Source organism: Geothrix sp., from assembly GCF_030219325.1.
Classification (GTDB): Bacteria; Acidobacteriota; Holophagae; order Holophagales; family Holophagaceae; genus Geothrix.
The window spans coordinates 3,095,367-3,113,425 of sequence record NZ_CP126625.1 but is presented as its reverse complement, the minus strand read 5'-3'; the positions used below and the strand labels follow the sequence as shown (position 1 = coordinate 3,113,425).

General features: G+C 69.0%; 14 protein-coding genes and 2 tRNA genes. 9 read left to right on the top strand and 7 right to left on the bottom strand.

All coding sequences use genetic code 11. The features are described from left to right. Window positions 1-289: 289 nt before the first annotated feature. Window positions 290-364: transfer RNA gene (locus tag QOZ81_RS13850), tRNA-Glu, on the bottom strand. Between the two features lie 17 nt (window positions 365-381). Next, a tRNA-Gln gene (locus tag QOZ81_RS13845) sits at window positions 382-456 on the bottom strand. 92 nt (window positions 457-548) lie between these two features. Between QOZ81_RS13845 and QOZ81_RS13840 the strand changes: the two genes are divergently transcribed. The 6 genes from QOZ81_RS13840 to QOZ81_RS13815 are packed head-to-tail and all read left to right on the top strand — an operon-like array spanning window position 549 to window position 5,706. Further along, window positions 549-1,097, top strand: coding sequence for a hypothetical protein (locus QOZ81_RS13840; RefSeq protein WP_291205145.1), 549 nt, complete (start codon window positions 549-551; stop codon window positions 1,095-1,097). Further along, window positions 1,097-1,882 (top strand): hypothetical protein, encoded by a 786-nt coding sequence (locus QOZ81_RS13835; protein WP_291205148.1) that lies wholly within the window; start codon window positions 1,097-1,099, stop codon window positions 1,880-1,882. The genes QOZ81_RS13840 and QOZ81_RS13835 overlap by 1 nt, the downstream gene beginning before the upstream one ends. Then, complete coding sequence (locus QOZ81_RS13830; protein ID WP_291205151.1) at window positions 1,879-2,817, top strand: GGDEF domain-containing protein; 939 nt, start codon at window positions 1,879-1,881, stop codon at window positions 2,815-2,817. Before QOZ81_RS13835 ends, QOZ81_RS13830 begins: the two co-directional genes overlap by 4 nt. Before the next feature lie 30 nt (window positions 2,818-2,847). Further along, entirely contained in the window at window positions 2,848-3,780 is a 933-nt protein-coding gene (locus tag QOZ81_RS13825) for a GGDEF domain-containing protein (RefSeq protein WP_291205154.1), read from the top strand. Next, window positions 3,777-5,195 carry a serine/threonine-protein kinase gene (locus QOZ81_RS13820; protein ID WP_291205157.1) on the top strand — a complete coding sequence of 473 codons (1,419 nt, stop codon included), beginning with the start codon at window positions 3,777-3,779 and terminating at the stop codon, window positions 5,193-5,195. Before QOZ81_RS13825 ends, QOZ81_RS13820 begins: the two co-directional genes overlap by 4 nt. Before the next feature lie 43 nt (window positions 5,196-5,238). Beyond that, entirely contained in the window at window positions 5,239-5,706 is a 468-nt protein-coding gene (locus tag QOZ81_RS13815; RefSeq protein ID WP_291205160.1) for a DMT family transporter, read from the top strand. A gap of 7 nt (window positions 5,707-5,713) precedes the next feature. Here QOZ81_RS13815 and QOZ81_RS13810 read toward each other — a convergent pair whose 3' ends face one another. Next, window positions 5,714-5,974 (bottom strand): hypothetical protein, encoded by a 261-nt coding sequence (locus tag QOZ81_RS13810; protein ID WP_291205164.1) that lies wholly within the window; start codon window positions 5,972-5,974, stop codon window positions 5,714-5,716. A gap of 176 nt (window positions 5,975-6,150) precedes the next feature. Here QOZ81_RS13810 and QOZ81_RS13805 point away from each other — a divergent pair, with 176 nt between their 5' ends. Both QOZ81_RS13805 and QOZ81_RS13800 read left to right on the top strand, forming a co-directional pair. Next, a complete protein-coding gene (locus tag QOZ81_RS13805; protein ID WP_291205167.1) occupies window positions 6,151-9,030 on the top strand; it encodes a TonB-dependent receptor in 2,880 nt (959 codons plus the stop codon). A 65-nt stretch (window positions 9,031-9,095) separates the two neighbouring features. Further along, entirely contained in the window at window positions 9,096-9,908 is an 813-nt protein-coding gene (locus QOZ81_RS13800) for a DUF4097 family beta strand repeat-containing protein (protein WP_291205171.1), read from the top strand. 45 nt (window positions 9,909-9,953) lie between these two features. Here the strand turns inward: QOZ81_RS13800 and QOZ81_RS13795 are convergent, their stop codons facing one another. The 4 genes from QOZ81_RS13795 to QOZ81_RS13780 all read right to left on the bottom strand — a co-directional run bounded on the left by QOZ81_RS13795 (window position 9,954) and on the right by QOZ81_RS13780 (window position 16,098). Then, window positions 9,954-10,511 carry a hypothetical protein gene (locus QOZ81_RS13795; protein WP_291205174.1) on the bottom strand — a complete coding sequence of 186 codons (558 nt, stop codon included), beginning with the start codon at window positions 10,509-10,511 and terminating at the stop codon, window positions 9,954-9,956. Window positions 10,512-10,522: 11 nt separating this feature from the next. Beyond that, the gene (locus tag QOZ81_RS13790; RefSeq protein ID WP_291205177.1) at window positions 10,523-14,284 is read right to left on the bottom strand and encodes a M4 family metallopeptidase; all 3,762 of its coding nucleotides are present in this window, start codon (window positions 14,282-14,284) and stop codon (window positions 10,523-10,525) included. A 126-nt stretch (window positions 14,285-14,410) separates the two neighbouring features. Continuing rightward, entirely contained in the window at window positions 14,411-15,469 is a 1,059-nt protein-coding gene (locus tag QOZ81_RS13785; protein ID WP_291205181.1) for a helix-turn-helix transcriptional regulator, read from the bottom strand. 59 nt (window positions 15,470-15,528) lie between these two features. Beyond that, entirely contained in the window at window positions 15,529-16,098 is a 570-nt protein-coding gene (locus QOZ81_RS13780; RefSeq protein WP_291205184.1) for a hypothetical protein, read from the bottom strand. Window positions 16,099-16,238: 140 nt separating this feature from the next. Here QOZ81_RS13780 and QOZ81_RS13775 point away from each other — a divergent pair, with 140 nt between their 5' ends. Next, on the top strand, window positions 16,239-17,894 hold the full coding sequence (locus tag QOZ81_RS13775; protein WP_291205187.1) for a DUF4382 domain-containing protein: 1,656 nt from the start codon (window positions 16,239-16,241) through the stop codon (window positions 17,892-17,894). Window positions 17,895-18,059: the final 165 nt, after the last annotated feature.

Sequence of the window (18,059 nt, the reverse complement as noted above, 5' to 3'; positions counted from 1 at the left end):
GAGAAGGCCGGCCACTGCTGACTTCGACTCTCATTGGGACATGAAGAAGGCCCGGCTTGCGCCGGGCCGTTGCTGGTAGTCCCAAGGGGAATCCCTCCTCGTCACCTCTGCGGCTGCGCCTCCGAGGTGACGCTCCGGCCGCACGCCAGCATGCGCACGGGCCTCCGCCTGCGGCGGACCGGCTCGAACAGCCCCCCAGGCTGTCCGAGCCTGGCCCTACCTGCGCGCTGGCTGGGATTTCGATTCCCCTTGGGACATGAAGAAGGCCCGGCTTGCGCCGGGCCGTTGTTGGTAGTCCCAAGGGGAATCGAACCCCTGTTCCCGCCGTGAGAGGGCGGTGTACTAACCGCTATACGATGGGACCACTGAACAAGTTGTGAATGGTTGGGGAGGAAGGATTTGAACCCTCACCTGACGGTACCAGAAACCGTTGTCCTACCATTAGACCACTCCCCAACGAGTGGAATAACCAATGTACCAGGAGCGGGACAAAAGGCAAGAGCAGGTTCCGCCGATGGGGATGTAGCCTTCCCGGCAGAGGTGTCTTCATGGCAGATCCCATCAAGCTCGCGTACTTCATGGCCGTCAAGGAGGGCGCCAGCTACCTCGGCGGCCTCCTGGTCACGGACACCTCCGGGATCCCGCTGGACTTCCGCTACACCGAGCCCATCACGCCCACGCGCCTGCAGAGCATCCTCTACGGCAAGTCGCTGGAGCCGCACCTCAAGGAGGAGGTCATCCAGAAGACGCTGCTGAAGGAGCTCAAGGCGCCGCCCGACCTGTTCATCCTCAGCGCCACGGAACTGGCGGGCGGCTGGTCCGGCGACGTGAAGTACCCGGTCCTGGCGGTGCAGAAGAGCCAGGAGTCCCCCCTCTCCAAGGTGGGGGACACCTTCCGGGCCGGGCCGCGGGAGTTGCTCATCCAGCTGGCCGAAGGCGCCGCCCCGCTGCGGGTGATGTTCGCCGCCGCGGTGGAACCGGCGGCTCAGGAGCAGGCCGTGGGGAAGCTGCTGGAGGCGGGCTACCACATGGATCTGGCCGAGCCCCTGGAGCGCGTCACGGCGGCCCTTCAGAGCCTGGTCGTCAAGGAGTCCTGATGTTCGGCCGGGTGAAGGATGCGATGGCGGACGCGGCTGAAACGCTGCGGCAGGCCTTCGCCGGACTCCGGGTGGTGGAGGTGGCCGCCGAGCCCTTCCTGCCGCAGGCCCGTGGCTCCGCGCCCCTGGGGGCCGAGGTCCGGGCCGGCCTGGAGCCCCCCGTCACGGCCTGCCGCGAGATGCAGCGGCTCAGCGGGGCCACCGAGGCGAAGGCCCTGGAGCCCTTTCAGGCCAGGCTCTGCGCTGAGTCTGGCTGGGCCCGGTGGGGTGCCGAGGCCGAGGTCATCCGCATGACGCCGCTGGCGGGCGGGCAGGCCGCGCGGGTGGCCGTGCCCCCGCTGCCGCGCAAGGCGCAGACCCTGGGTCGGCTGGAACCGCTCGTCCGCCCCGCCCCGCGCCGCCTGTCGGCACAGCTGCCCCCGCCCGGCGCCCGGCGCCTGGACCCCACGCTGGAGGGAGGGACAGCCGAAGCCGGCCTGGAGCTCATGCTGTCGCTGGCGGTGCCCATCCGGGCCGAGGCCATCCACCTGCTGCCCAAGGGCCTGTGGATGCGCTACAGCCTGCAGCTGGTGCGGGGCACCGGGGAGAACGTCCGGAACCTCGAGGTCCTCGGCCTGTTCCGCCTCCCCAGCAAGGGCGTGGCGGACCTGCGCCACGATCCGGGGCAGGGCCGGATCCTCGTCCGCCTGGAGGCCTCGGCGGTCCGGGCGCCCCGTGCACCATTCATCCTGGCCCGGCGAAAGGACGATGGAAGCCTGGTGAGTTGCTTCGTGGAGGATCCGTGACGCGCAAGGCCTCGTCGAAGAAGCCGCCCCTGAGCGCCAAGACGCTTCCCGGGCTGCCCGAGATCCCGACGGTGGTGCGCACCAAGAGCGACGTGGATGCCCTGGCGGCCCCTGCCGAGTGGGCCCTGGTGGCCTATGCGGGTGCGGCCCTGGGCCGAGTGTTCCCGCTGGCGGCCGGGCAGGTGATCGTGGGCCGGGCGCCGGATTCGGGCGTGCCCCTGCTCGATGGCGAGGTCAGCCGCCAGCATGCGCGCTTCCGGGTCGAAGAGGGCCGGGTCCTGGTCGAGGATCTGGAGTCCACCAACGGCACGCGGGTGAATGGGGACCCGGTACGGGGGCTCGCGGAGCTGCGCCCGGGCGACCGCATCGCCATCGGTGGCCATGTACTCAAGCTGGTGTTCCTCGATCCGCTGGAGCGGGCCTTCCACGAGACGCTCCTCGACCTCAGCACCAAGGATCCGCTCACGGGACTGGCCAACCGGGGCAGCGCCCTGGCGGAGCTGCAGAACCGCTTCGGGCTGAGCCAGCGCTACGGCCGACCCCTCTCGGTGGTGGTCTGCGACCTGGACCACTTCAAGCAGGTGAACGACACCTACGGCCACGGGGCGGGCGACTTCGTGCTGCACACCTTCGGCGAGCGCCTCATCGCGACCCTGCGCGAGGCCGATCTGGCCGGCCGCATCGGTGGTGAGGAGTTCCTCATGGTGCTGCCGGAGACGGATCTGGCGGGGGCCCGGCCCTTCGCTGAGCGGCTGCGGAAGGCCATCGCCGCGACCCCGATCCCCCTGGCTTCTGGCGGACTCAGCGTCACCTGCAGCCTGGGCATCGCCGAGCGGACCGGGGATGATCTCAACGCCGGCCAGCTGCTGGCCCGGGCGGATGCGGCCCTCTACCGGGCCAAGGGCGGGGGGCGCAACCAGGTCTGCGAAGGCTAGCCCTCGCCGATCTCCGTTAGACTTTCCCAGATGCCCCTCGAACACACGCCCCCCGATCTTCCCCCCTGGGATCCAGCCTCCGTGCGGGAGGACGCGGAACTCCTGGGCGAGCTCGATACCCGCGAGTGGGTGCTGATCCGCTATGTGGGCCAGCCCATGGGCGAATTCATCCCCCTGCCGCTGGAGGGCCTGAGCATCGGCCGGGCGCCGGAGAATGGGCTCTGCCTGCCGGAACCCGAGGTGAGCCGCCGCCATGCCCGGCTGAACATCGCGGCGGATCTGGAGACTGTGGAGCTGCGCGACCTGGGCTCCACCAATGGCGTCTTCATCAACGGCAAGCGGGTCTACGCGAATCCCGGTCCCCTGAAGCTGAGGGCCGAGGACGTGGTGCGCGTCGGAGGGCATGCCTTCAAGCTCAAGCACATGGATGCCCTCGAGCGCCGCTACCACCAGGCCATGGTGGCCCGCACCACGCTGGATCCGCTGACGGGCGTGGGCAACCGGGCCACGGTCCTGCACCAGCTGGAGTCGCACTTCGACCTGGCCCGCCGCCACCGCCGGCCCCTGGCCGTGATCCTGGCGGACCTGGACTGGTTCAAGCAGGTCAACGACACGCATGGGCACCGGGCGGGCGACCGTGCCCTGGAATCGTTCGGAGCCCTCCTCCACCTCCGTCTCCGGGGCTCGGATCCCGTGGGCCGGTTGGGCGGAGATGAGTTCCTCATCGTGCTGCCCGAGACCTCCGTGATGATGGCCCTCAATGCCGCGGAGGGGTTGCGTCGGGCCCTGGCGGAGCATCCCCTGGAGTTGGAGGGCGGCCTGGATCTGCGGCTCACCTGCAGCCTGGGCGTGGCCGAGCTCAAGGATGGGGATTCGGACGGCGGTGCCCTGCTGGCCCGGGCCGATGCGGCCCTCTACGGCGCCAAGGCCGGAGGACGCGACCGGGCGTACCCGGCCCCATGAGCGGCCTGCGGCCCCCCGCGCAGATCGGCAGCGTGCGCCTCCTGGAGCCCCTGGGCGAAGGCGGCATGGCCCTGGTGTTCCGGGGCGAAGACCGCTTCCGCCCTGCCGCCTCCTGCGCGGTGAAGCTGCTGCGCCCGGAGGTCCATCGCGACCAGGATCTGGTCCGCCGCTTCCTGCGGGAGGGCGAAGTGCTCACGCGCCTCTCGCACCCCAGCCTGGTCGAGATCTTCGCCTTCGGCACCAGCGGCGCCTGGCCCTACCTGATCATGGAACTCCTGCCCGGCGGCAGCCTCAAGGCCTGTCGCGGCGAGGCCCCGGCCGCGCTCGTCCGGCGGCTGATCCCGGTCTGCGGCGCCCTGGGCGTGGCCCACGCGGCGGGCGTGGTGCACCGCGACCTCAAGCCGTCGAACCTGCTCTTCGCGGCGGACGGGCAGCTCAAGGTCACCGACTTCGGCGTGTGCTACTGGGAGGGCGAGGAGGGCCGCACCCGCGCCACCCGCAGCCAGATGGTGGTGGGCACGCTGGGCTACATGGCCCCCGAGCAGCACGGCGATCCCCGCCGGGTGGATGGCCGCTGCGATGTCTACGCCCTGGGCGCCATCCTCTTCGAGTTCACGACGGGCCAGGCCTACGCCCAGGTGCAGCTGCCCCCGGCGGCCGTGCGGCCTGGCTTCCCGCCCCGGATGGCGGGGCTCGTGATGCGGGCCCTGCAGCCGGATCCCGCAAAGCGCCTGCCCGACATGGCAGCCTTCGGCCGGGAGCTGGCCGACTGGCTGGAGAGCGCCGAGGCGGTGGGCTGGGGCGAGGAACCCCTGCCGGGCTTCTCGGCCCGGGACCGGGAGCTGGCCACCGTGGCGGGACCGCGCCGAGACGAGGGGCCCGAGGTCCGGTTGGCGCCCTACCTGGATGCCCTGGCCACGGGCCCCGTGGGTGCCCGGCGGGCCGCCGCCGATGGCCTGGTGGCGGCCGTCCGCGGCTCCGACGGCGGATGGCTCATCGCCGCCCTGGCCCGCTCGCCCGAAGGCGCCCGCTTCGCCCTGGCCCGGGCCCTGGGCAAGGTGGGCGGCACCGAGGCGCTGCAACCCCTGCTGGCCCTGCTGGCGGATCCCTTCGCCCAGCGGGAGGCCGCCGAGGCCGTTGCGGCCGTGGCCAGCCGCACGGGGCAGGTGGAGGTTGCGCTCAGGGCCCTGCGGGAGCCCGGCCTGGGGCATGCCTGGCGCTGGCCCGCCCGGGCGACCCTGGGCGACGAGGCCTGGGTGAAGGCCATGCTGACCGGATGGCCGGGCCTCACCCCGCCCTCCCGGCTCCAGGCCCTGGAGGCGGGCCGCCTCCTGCCCGACGACCTGCGATCCCGCCTGAAGGCGGCCACGGCCGATGCGGCGGGTCAGGCCCGGGCCACCTGGGAGACACTCTGAGCAACCTTGGGGTACCATCGGCGCTTCCCGACGAGGTGCCTGGATGGTCCTGCTCCTGCTGCTCATGGCCTTCGTCATCGGCTTGGTGATCCCCCTCCAGTCCGCCGTGAACAACTCGCTGCGGCAGGCGCTGGGCAGCGGCTCCCTGCTGGCGGCCCTGGTCTCCTTCGCGGTGGGGACCGCGGCCCTGGCCCTCACCTGCGTGGCCACCGGCCAGCCCTTCCACACCCTGGCGGGCCTGCCGCGCATCGCCTGGTGGGAGTGGCTGGGCGGCGTGCTGGGTGCCTTCTTCGTGTTCGGCTCGACCCTGCTGGCCCCACGCATCGGCATGGCGGCCATGATCTCGCTCATCGTGGCAGGGCAGGTGGTCTCGTCCCTGCTCTTCGACCGTTTCGGGCTCCTGGGCCTCCCCGTGCGCGACATCTCCTGGATCCGGGTGGCCGGGGCGACCCTGCTCCTGCTCGGCGCCGTGCTGGTGAACTTCGGGGACCGGTGGCTGGCGAAGGCCTAGCGGCAGCTCACCCCTTCTTCGTCCGCTCGGCCACCTTGTCCAGCGCCTCCCAGATCTGGTGGCAGTCCTCGCAGGAGGACCGGGGCGTGCCGCAGGGGAAACCATCGACGCCGACGCCCTGGCACTTGGGGTTCTGGAAGAAGTAGAGGAGCTCGCCCAGGGACGCGTGGACGCGGCTGCGCAGGGGCTCGTCGGGCAGGGCGCGCAGGTCCTGGATGAGCTTCCATTCGGCGGCGCTGAGTTCGGGACGGTCGATGGACTGGGACATGGACGCTCCGGAAGGGCTGAGTATAGCGGCCCGGGTCCCCGTCGGCGGAGGTTCCGGCGGTTCCCCCCTGCCGGGCCACGGCTCGTCCCGCACTGGTGGGCCTCGCCCCTAAAGCCTTCCAGAGGGAAGGGTTGGATCGCAGGTTTCCTGTCTCAACCACCTTTGGGAGGTCCACCATGAGACAAACCCTGCTCAGCTTCGGCCGCATGGCGGCCCTTCTCGCCGCCGGGCAGATCCAGGGCCTGGCCCAGGGCACCCAGACGGCCAGCCTCGTGGGTCAGGTGGTGGACGCGGCAGAGGCCCCCATGGCGGGCGTGGAGATCCGCCTCAGCAGCCCCTCGCTGCAGGGCGTCCGCGTGGTGGTCACCGATGCGGGGGGCCGCTTCGCCGCGCGGCTGCTGCCCCCCGGTCTCTACCGCATCAGCCTGTCCAAGGCCGGTTTCACCACCGTCACCCGCGAGGAGCGGCTGGGCCTTGAGCAGAACCTCAACAGCCGCTTCACGCTCTCCAAGGAGGCGGGAACCACCGTCGAGGTGGTGGCCTCCTCGGTCCGACAGGACAAGACGGAGTTCAAGACCTCCACCAACTTCTCGAAGGAGTCCATCGACGCCCTGCCGGTGGACCGCAACCCCCTGAACGTGGCCCTCATGGCGCCGGGCGTGGTGGAGAACCTGAACCAGGACCGCGGCGGCATGCAGATCCGCGGCAGCCAGGGCACGGGCAATCTGTGGCTCCTGGACGGCCAGAACTACGCGGACAATGTCTACAACGGACCCCGCGCCAAGTTCGTCACGGACGCCATCGAAGAGACGCAGGTGATCACGGGCGCCATCCCCGCCGAGTTCGGCGACGTGGAGGGCGGCGTGGTGAACACCATCACCAAGTCCGGCGGCGACGAGTTCACCGCCCAGCTGCGCTGGGACCTCAGCAGCGACCGCTGGAAGGCGGCCCGGCACGGGGAGGACGCCAGTGCGTTCTCCGACAAGATCAACCAGGAGCGCATGTTCCAGGTGGGCGGCCCCATCGTGAAATCCAAGCTCTGGTTCTACACCAGCTACTTCAGCACCGCCCAGGACACGGCCCAGAGCCTACCCACGGACCAGGCGGCCATCGGGGCGCCGGTGGGCGCCCCTTACACCCAGAACATCAAGGACATCCGGCGGCAGCTGAAGCTCACCTGGGCCATCACGGACCGGCACACGCTGGTGGGCACCTACCACGGCTACAGCGAGACCTTCGCGAACATCGACTACGTGGGCAGCGGCGATGGCTTCTTCAGCACGCGGCGCTTCACCCAGGAGATCTACGGCCTGCAACTCCGCAGCCTCCTCACCGATGTCCTCACCATGTCCTTCAAGATCGGCAAGAAGGACCAGAAGATCGCGGTGGGCTCCAACAACGTGGCCCTGCCCATCTTCAACAACGACGACGGCTACTTCTACCGGGCCGGCTACTTCGATCCCCGGGATCCCGGGGACATCCGGAACAACCAGACCGCCAACCTGAAGTTCTCCTACTTCGCCTCCAGCGCCGACAGCAGCCACCAGCTCGACCTGGGCTGGGATTACTACCGGGGGACCACCAGGGCCTCCGGGGCGCAGACGCCCTATGACCTCCTCATCGGCGGAAAGGCCTGGAATTCCTATGTCGCCGCCGGCGGCCTCGACCTGACCAATGGCACCGTGAACACCGATGGCGCCACCACCTTCAGCTACCTCACCCAGCCCGGAGAGGCGGGCACCGAGCAGCACGCGCTCTACGTCAACGACAAGTGGTCCCTGAACAAGCACTGGAACGCCAACCTGGGCCTGCGCTGGGACAAGTACACCGCCGAGGACCGGGCCCTGAAGCGGACCACGGCCTCGAACAACGCCCTCTCGCCCCGGCTGGGCGTGAACTTCGACATCCTGGGCGACAGCGCCTGGATCCTGGGCGCGGCCTACAGCCGCTACAACGGCAAGCCGCTGGAGATCCAGCTGAGCGTGGCCACCTACGTGAACAACCCCATCGCCGCCACCTTCGGCTACAACGGGCCCGCGGGCGTGCAGCCCTTCTCGGCCCTGGCCAATCCGGCGAACTACAATCCCATTCCGCTGTCCTATACGGATGCCGCCGTCAACATCAAGGTGGATCCCAACCTGCAGGCCCAGACGGTGGACGAGGTGCAGCTGAGCGCCCTGCACAACTTCAAGCACAAGACCCTGGGCGAGGGCTACCTGAAGGCCACCTTCATCAGCAAGACCTGGAACCACCTCATCGACCTCCGGGCCGGCAACGATGGCACCGTGGCCAACCCGGGCGGCGGCAGTCCCCTCTACATCACCTACTGGCACAACGAGCCCGGCGCCAAGCGCGACTACCGGAGCGTGGAACTGGAAGGCGCCCTCGCGAAGGGTCGCTACACGGTGAACGGCAACCTCGTGCTGAGCCGCCTGAAGGGCAACTACGAAGGCGAGGTGAAGGGCGCACCCGGGTCCGGCGCGGGCTACGACTGGTTCACGGTGCAGAACGGCGTCTCGATGTACGATCCCGCCGTGACGAACCCCTATGGCTACCTGCTGGGCCACGTGCCCCTGCGCTCCCGGATCAACACCATCGCCCGCTGGGCCAACCCCCTGGGCGAGCTCACGACCGGCCTGCTGTTCAGCTATGACGGCCCTCAGACCTACAGCCACATCCGGGTCATCACCGATCCCAGCAGCCTCAACCCCGCCATCGATCCCCAGGCTGCCGGGCTGCGCCTCTACCAGTACCGCAACAACATGCGGGGCGACGGGACCTACCACTCCCAGTACTACCTGGACCTCAGCGTGCAGCAGGACTTCCGGCTCCTGACATTCGGAAATGGTCGCAAGGCCAGTGCCTACGTGAAGGCGGTGGTGGAGAATGTCTTCAACCACCAGCAGCAGGTCACCTTTGGCACCGGCTATGCGGCCCTGGCCTCCGGCGATCCGATCTCCACGCCCTTCGCCCCCAATTCGGGCTTTGGGGCGGCCGGTCCCACCAACTACGGGCGGGCCAGGCGGATGTACCTCAGCACGGGGTTGAAGTTCTAGTCCCCTAAACGCCCTCCGACATGTCTCGTAGCCCACGCACGATCTCTGACATCCAGGAGGCTCCCATGGCCCTCGCCCGACCCCTCGCCGCGGCCGTTGCCGCCGTCATCCTCTGCGCCTCACTGGCGGCCCAGTCCCAGGTGATCCAGCCCGCCAAGGCGGAGAAGACCACCGAGACGCGCACCCTGCCGCTGGCCTCGGGTTCCACTCTGAAGGTGAAGAACGTCAACGGCTTCATCCATGTGGAGGCCTGGGATCGCGAGGAGGTCCAGTTCACGGGCGAGTTCAAGCCCAGCAGCAGGGACGAGCAGGTGAAGGTGGTGGTCGAGGCCGGCAATGGCGCCCTGGAGATCCGGGGCGAGTACCCCAAGCACACCGGCTGGGGTTCGTACCAGGGGCCCCAGTGCCAGATGACCCTCAAGGTGCCTCGCCGCATCGCGCCCACGATCGAGACCGTGAATGGGGAGGTCAGCGTCAATGGCACCCAGGGCAAGGCCGTCCTCAGCACCGTGAACGGCGGTATTCGCGCCTCCAACCTGCAGGAGCAGCTGAAGGCCGAGACCGTGAATGGCAGCATCAACCTTGACCAGGTGAAGGGCAGCCTGAACCTGCAGACCGTCAACGGCGCCATCAAGGGCTCGGGCCTGGACGGTCAGGGCAGGGGCATCAAGGCGGAGACCGTGAACGGCTCCATCCAGCTCCAGCTGGGCGGCCTGAAGGGCCGCCTGAAGGCCAGCACGGTCAACGGCGGGATCTCCTTCAACGCCAAGGGCGCCGAGCAGGTCGACGTGAAGAAGCACCGCGTCACCGCCGTCTTCCCCGGCGGCGACCAGGGCATCGACATCGAGACCGTGAACGGCGCCATCACGCTGGACTGAGCGGACCGCCAGGAAAGCCCGGCCCTCGCCACAGGCGCACGATCGCTACTTCGCGACCAGGGTGCCTGTGGCAAGGGTGAGGGGAAGAACCGTGCCGGTGTCGGAGAGGGTGTTCCCCGCCGTGAGGGTGAACCCGATGGTGGTGTTGACCGGGACGGCATTGGCCTTGAGAACGAGGCAGATGCGGGCGAGGGGCTGGCCGAGCGGAACGGCCCCCGCCTTCCGGAAGACCGCCCCATGCAGCGCGCCGCCGCCCTTGTCCGTGCCTGTCAGGACCACGGCGCCGCCGGGATCGAAGGCCAGGTTCTGGACCAGCCCGGTGGTGTTCGGTGGCTGGACCCAGGAGACCTTGGCGGGATCGGCCGTGAGGATGAACGCCAGGCCCTGGCCGTTCTGGCTGGACGGCCCCACGAGGTCCAGCACGAGCCGGGAGGGTGTGGAGAGGGCGGCATTCCCCAGGAGGCGGTAGTCGGCACTGACGGGGTCCGTATAGGCCAGTGCTGTCGCCATGGCGGGCGGGGGCGGGGGCGGGTTGCCGCCGCCGCCGCAGGCGACCGCGAGCGCCAGGACAGCGCATCCCAGGGTGGATTTGACTCGGAGCATGAGGGCCTTTCTCATAGCCGGGCCAGCAGCAGAGCCAGGTCGGCGTCATCGACGAAGCCGTCCGCATTCAGGTCTGCGGGGGAGTTGGCCACGGGGACGCCCGGGGCGTAGTGCTTCAGGAACCATGCCAGGTCGAGCACGTTGACGGACCCATCGGCGTTGAGGTCGAAGACGATGGTCAGCACCTTCAAGGTCGCCGCCGCGCTCAGGACACTGCCCTGGCCGTTGGTGACCAGGACCTGGTAGCTGCCCTCATCTCTTGCTGCGGCCCCGGGGATGGTCAGGCTGCTGGCCCGGGCACCGGGAATGTCAACGCCGTCCTTCCGCCACTGGTAGGAGAGGGGCCCCGTGCCTCCGGCGACCACGGAGAAGGTGACCTGGGTGCCTGCGGACACGGAGCAGCTGACGGGCTGGGTGAAGATGGAAGGAAACTGGGAAGTCTGCACCACCAGGTCGACCTGGGTCAGGTTGACCGCCAGGCCCTTCATCGCGCCTCCGCCCGGGGGAAGGGAGACTGTGTTCAGGACGAGGGCCAGCACGATGTCCTGGCCACGGAAATCCAGGAGGCTGACTTCCGCCTGGCCGTAGTACGCATCCGTGTTGGGGGGTGCGATGGTCGCGAGGGTCGCCCGGACCGCGCCGCTCGGGTCCCGGACCTGCACCTTGAGGCTGTCATCCGGGGGATTGGAGAAGGACAGCATGCCGTAGGGGAACGTCAGGGTGGCCGAGGCGGCATTCGCCGGAATCGACACGGGCTGGGAGAGGATGGCCGGGAGGGCGGGCCCCATGACGCCGGCATTGCCGGCGAGGGTCTCCACTTCGGTGTCGTAGATGGAGCTGCTCCAGGCGACGCTCCAGTTGGTGAAGGTCCAGTCGGCGAGTCCGGCCTCGAACCCCGGGTTCTTCAGGATCTGGGCAGAGGTGTTGTCCGTGGTGAAGCCCAGGGGCGACGAGGCCCCCTTGTTCCCGGCGGCATCGAAGGCATTCAGCACGAGCTGGTGGTTGCCATCGGCGAGGCCCCGCGAATCGAAGGACAGCCTGTGGGGGCCCGAGGTCGTGGTGCCCACCAGGACGCCATCCACCAGGAAGTCGATGCGGGTGATGGCCAGGTTGTCCTGGCCGTCGGCGCTGAGCTCGATCACTCCGCTGGTTCCACGGATGCCCCTGCTCCAGACCACGGGTGCTTCCGTATCCGGGGCCTCCCCGATCCTGAGGGACACGTTGTCGAGGAGGAATTCGGAGAGGCCGACGCCACTGGGGTAGAACGTGACGCCGGAGATCGTGTCTGATTTGGCGATCTGCCGGTCCTGGCCGGGCGAGGGTACCACCATGGGAACCGCAGGGCGCACCGCTACTGGGGCGATGGCAGGGACCGGATGTGCCGCGTCCTCCCGTCCTTCGAACCAGAGCTGCACGGTCTTCCCACGGTAGGCGGACAGATCGAGAAGATGCTGGCGGTAGTCCTTCTTGGCCGGAATGGGGATCGCGATCCGGCTGCGATCCAGGTTGGAATAGGTCGCCAGGGTCTCGAGAACTTCCCCGGTGGTGGCCCGGACCTGGACCTGGAAGGTATCCCGGGCCCGGTCGTCGGGTTCCTGGGAGAAGACCTCGAGCCAGAAGCTCAGGACTGCACTCTGGGCCTCGGCGGGGATCGTCACGGTCTGGTGGATCGACTGCGTGTTGGTGTCGCCGACGCCGCAGAAATCGCCGCACCACCAGCCCAAGTAGGGCCAGGCCTGAGAGATGACGCCGATGGGATCGACCCAGGCCGAGTGCCGTTTGTCGATGCCGCCGTCGTAGAGGCTGCCGAATTCGAAGTCGCCCTGCAGAAGCAGCTCATAGAACGGGTTCGACAGCTGGAAGGGGACCGGCGCGGAGTAGGTGACGTTGCCCACCGTATCGGTCGCGGCGAGGGTGAGGGTGTGCGGTCCCTTGGGGATGCTGCGCGAGTCGAAGGCCAGCCCGTCGATGATGCTGGCCTGCCCGCCCAGCGTGCGGGTCGCCACTCGGCGTTGATCCACGAAGTAGACCAGCAACGCCACGCCCTTGTTGTCCTGCGCGTGGGCGGTGAACTGGATGGTGCCGGTGCTGCCGTCCACGGAGGCGGACACGGTGGGGGGTTCCAGGTCGTCCCCGTCTCCGGAGGCATAGCCCACGTTGATGGCCGCGAAGGCGTTCCGGACAGCCTGGAATTCGGCCGAGCCCGGGCCGTAGAGATCGATGGCGGCCCGCAGGGCGGCCATGCGCGCATGGAGGTAGGTGCTGGCCGAGGTGAGGTAGGTGGTCAGAGCGCGGTACCAGATCCGGGTGGCCTTGTCGTTGCCGAGGCCGCTCATGCCCCCGGGCAGGTAGGGCGAGGCATACACCGAGGCGGCGTTCGCGGAGGCCCCCTGGGCCAGGAAGTAGAAGCAGCGGTTCATGGGGCCGCTTCCGTAGTGGACGTCGAGGTTGACCAGGCTGGCGGACCAGGCGTCGGGGCTCGATCCGTCCAGGCTCGGCTTGTACATGTAGCGGAGCGGATGGTTGAAGGCCGGAGTGCTCAGCTGCTCGCCGATGGTCCAGTTCCCGCCGGTGTCGGGCACCACGGCTCCCTTGCCGCTGGCGCCTCTGGCGTAGAACTCGACCATGGTGCCGAGGATGTCCGAGGTGGCCTCGTTGAGGGATCCGGATTCTCCGCTGTAGATCAGGCCAGCCGTGGCGAAGGTGACGCCGTGGCTGAACTCGTGTCCGACCACGTCCAGCGAGGTCAGTGTCTTGAACTTGCTGCCATCCCCGAAGGTCAGGCAGAAGCACTCGTCCCACCAGAAGGCGTTGTCATAGTTGTCGCCGAAGTGGACCCGCGCCCGGGTGGGGGTGCCCGCTCCGTCGATCCCGTTCCGGCCCAGCACCTGGCCGTAGAAATCCCAGGTCACCTGGGTGCCGAAATGGGCATCCACTGCGGCTGTCTGGCCGTTGGGGGCCGTGGTGGACCCTCCCAGGAGGTACTGCTGGCCATCCCCCCAGACATCATCCGCATCCTCGTAGAGGTCGCCGTTCAGGGCCATGTCCCAGCTGTGGTTCATGTCGAGGGTGACGTTGCCGCCCCGCCCCACGTCCCGCAGTTCATGGCCCAGGCCACCGGGTGCGGTCGAGAGGACGACGGTGCCGCTGTACTGGGAGAGACCGGTTCCCGTCGTCTCCAGGGCGGACCACTTCCGGAGGATGGTGCCACCGTGGGCATCCACCAGGAATCCGGTCAGGGCGGCCCCGCCGGTCTCGCTGCCATGGGCGGCCTGCACGTGGTAGGCCAGGCGGAAGCCGACCGTCTTCTCCACCACCTCGATGGCATTCAGGTCCTGACTGGGCTGGACGGGCGTCCCGGTGTCCCGGTGGACCCGCTCCACCTCCGGGAGGATGACCAGCTCGACCTTCGGCGTGACCGCAAAGGGGCCGCGCAGCTTCAGGTTCTCCGACACGATCCAGAGCACTTCCGAGGAGGTCAGGGTCGGGCTGGTATGGACGGCGATCTCCCCCACCACGGATTGGGTCAGCAGGAATTCACGCCCATCCTTGCGGGCGTGGGTGATGCCATCCCCACCCCAGACGCGGACGCCATGGACGGTCTGGATGAACCTCGCGTGAGTGGATTCGTCGGCGTCCCGCCGGACGGAGACGATCCTTTTCTGTTGGGCGGCCTGGAGGCCCGGCCCTGCCGAACTGCCGGCCAGCACCAGCCCGAGCAGGAGGGAGACTGCGGGTCTGGTTCGGTGCGGTCCCAGGTGCATGTGCAGCATCTACCCTCCAACGGAGGCGGTCCCATGGAGGCTGGACTCCGGCTCCAACAATCGATCAAGAGCTTAGGTGATGATGGTATCTGGAATTGATGCCATCCACTGCGGGTTCGGCGAGGCGGGGAGAGGTTATCTGTACTTCGCCGCCATGGCCTTCAGCGTCGAGACCAGGTGCTCCCGGAGGGACCTGGGCTCCAGCACCTCGGCATCGGGCCCGAACTGGAGGATGAAGCGGGTGGGGCCTGAGGGCTCGGTGGCCTGGAAGGCCAGCAGCACGGTGCCGCCCTTCTCCTTGCGGACCTCTACGCCGGGCAGGGCGGGCGGGGCGTCCAGCAGGGCCTGGGGCCAGTTGGTGCCGGAGACGCGGACCTGGATCCGGAAGGGCGCAGCCAGGCTGTACCAGCCGCCGATCTGCAGGTCTCGGGCCTGTTCCAGGGGCCGCTTGTCCGGGATGAGGCCTCGCCGGGCCAGGGCCTTCGCCTCCTCGATGCGGGCCAGCCGGAAGTGCCGGGGCTCCTGCTTGGCCTGATCCCAGGCCAGCAGGAAGGCGCCGCCGGAGAAGACGTCGTGGGTGAGGGTGTAGGGCACCACGGTGCGGGCGCTGGTGCGGCCCGTGGAGGCGGCCTTGTAGGTGAGGTCGAGCTCCCGCGGGCCGTCGGGGTGCCCGAGCGCCAGCAGGACCTGGGTGAGCATCTTCGTGTCGAGCGCCTGCTGGTCGTCGGCGCCGCCCCGGACGCAGACGTGCTCCTGCAGGGCCCGGAACAGGTCACGGTCGCGGCTGCTCAGGTGGCTGTCCGCCAAGGTGCGCAACCCCTCCAGCTGGTCGAACCAGAGCTCCGTGGCCGTGCCCTCCAGGGCCATGAGGGCCACCTCCAGCGCCATGCGGGCGTGGGGCGTGATCCGGCTGTCCCAGTCCGGGGCCTTCTCCAGCGTGAAGTGGATGACGGCCGGGAGGCCCTGCCGGGCCTTGCCGAAGCGCGCGCCCTGCTCCTCCAGCAGCTGCACCGCCCGGTCCACGGTGCGCGAGGCGACGCCCCCCAGCTTGCGCATGAGGCCCTCCTTGGTGATGCCGTGCTCCCCGGCGTCGCGAATGGCCTCCAGCACGATCTGCAGCCGCTCGGGCTTCACCAGGTGGCCGCCGTCGGGGCGGGGGGATTCAAGCACCTTGCGGGACGCGGCACGGGCCATGGCGACCTCCGCATCCAGGATTGGCCAGTGATTGTCCAAGGGCAAGGACTATCGGGGCCCTAGATCTGCCAGAACCCTTCGAAGGGACCCGCATCCCATCGGGAAGTCTCGAGCACCGCATGGGCTCCCGCGTAGAGGGCGCTCCAGAGGGCGGCCCGCAGCGCCGGCTCGCCCCACCTCGCCAGCGGCAGCGGCACGCGGGTGTCGTGGTCCCAGCCCAGGCGGACATTGAGGCGGCGGAGCCGGGCCATCAGGCCGGCATGGTCCAGCCCGGAAGTGAAGGGCGTGGCGGCTCCCACCATCTGATCCCGGGCATGGTAGGGGCCCCGGCCGCTTTCGTCGTTGAACCGCGGTCCTCCCAGCACTTCGGGAGGCACGGCCTGCCCGGCGGGGTCCCAGGCCAGGCCCGAGGCGGCCGCCGCCAACTCGGCGACCCAATCCCAGGGGGTGCCCGTGGCACTGAATGCGGCCGCCGGCGGATCCATGGCCAGGAGCCCCAGGGCCACCCCCTCGGCCCGGTTGCGGAGCTGGGCGTAACTCAAGGTGCCCCAATCCGGGGCGGTCAGGGCGGGACGGTCCTGGAGCCGGGCGGCGCGCTGGATGAGCAGGTCCCGCAGGGTGGTGGCCATGGCTGGAAGTATTGCAAGACAAGGACCAGGGCCATCCCAACTTTCTTCCATCAACCCTTTTCCGCCGGCCCGGGTCAGTGGAGTTGTCCGATTCCTCACCCTCTCATCTGGAGCCCCGGCTCCGACCTCTGGAGATCCCCATGCGCCCTTCGCTCAAGACCTTCTCCCTGCTGGCGGTGCCCGCCCTCACCACCCTGGCCCTGACCGTGGCCTGCGGTGGCAGCAGCGGCTCCTCGTCCCCGGCCCCCGTGGCCACCGGCTCGGCCTCGATCATCCTGACCGACGCCCCCTCGGACCAGTGGTCGGCCGTCGAGGTGGTGGTCACCAAGATCACCCTGCGGAGCAAGGCCGACCATGCCAAGGAAGTCGTGGCCTTCGAGGGCGCCACCGCCAAGATCAACCTGGTGGACCTCGACAGCGTGGGCGAGCTGCTCGCCACCGCCCAGCTTCCCGTGGGCACCTATGACGCGCTGCGCGTCACCATCGATCCCGCGAGCGTGAACCTGGTGAAGGCCGATGGCACCACCGTGCCCGCCGGCCAGGTGCACGTGAACGGCGCCAGCGTGCTCGTCGCTCTCGAGACGGACCTGGTGGTGACCACCACCGGCAGCAATGCCGTGCAGATCGACTTCGACCTGGGCCATCCCCTCTTCCTGGTCCAGCTGCCCAACGGCGACTGGGTCCTGAACCTGCAGGTCAAGCATCGTCCCAACCCGAACGGCATGATGGGCATGGGCCAGATGATGTTCCGGCACCGCCGCGGCACCATCGCCTCCGTCGGCGCCTCCAGCTTCGTGCTGCACACGGACAGCGGGAACGACCTCACCGTGAACGTGGGCGCCGGCGCCTGGTTCTTCGATGCGGACACCAAGACCGTGGGCAGCTTCGCAGGCCTGGCGGCGGGCAAGAACGCGCTGGTGTCTCTGCGCATGCAGAGCGACGGCAGCCTCTGGGCGGTGCGGGTGTGGTACGGCGTCAACGCCCTGCCGGGCTGGACCCCCGAGGGTCACGTCGTCGGGGTGGACCGCGTGAACAACAAGCTGCTGGTCAGCACCAATGCCAGCGTGCCCCGCGCCATCGCCATCGATGCCGACACCACCTTCACCTTCCGCACGGACCAGACCCTCGGGACTGGAACGGCCACCCTGGCCGATGTGTGGGTGGGCTTCAAGGTCCAGGTGGACGTGAAAGATCCGCTGCAGGTGCCGATGCACGCCAAGTCCGTGAACATCCAGCGGGCCGTGGATGGCGGTGCCATCAAGGTGGCGGACGCCACCCAGTTCACCTACACCCACCCTGTGGCCGGCGACCGGGTCCACGCCTACGCCAATCCCTTCACCTGGTGGTATCTCGGCTTCCCCGGCGTGACCTCCACGAGCAGCGGCGCCTTCGCGGCTGCCTGCGCCGGCTCGGGTGACGTCAGGGTCCGTGGCGTGAGCGACCTGGTCTGGAACAGCGGCACCAGCGCCTGGGATGCCAACAACGCGATCTTCCTGCCCGTGGCGCTGCCCAAGGGCACCATCAGCACCTCGTACAATGGCGGGCAGCTCGGCTTCACCTTCACCAACTCCGCCGCGGCCACGCAGAACATCACGGTCAGCCTGAACACCACCGTGGGCATGCAGCCCGCCGTCCTCGAAGTGGCGAACCAGTCCGGCGTCATCACCGTGACGGCCATTCCCGAGAGCGCCTGGGCCACCAAGCTCGTCGCCCCCGCCGTGACCCGGGTGGCCGTGGTGCCCAAGCCCGATGGCACCTACGCGGCCTACTCCGTGGTCGTGTTCTCCGGATTCTGATCGTCGACCCTTCCCGACTGCATGCGGCACCCCCCGGGGTGCCGCATGTGTGTTGAAACACATTCTCAGGGATCCTTTGCGAGAGATCCCGCACACAATGAGTCACAGGCCTTCCCCCACCCCCGGATCCGATGGTTCCCTCCACCGGATCTTTCTGCATCTGGA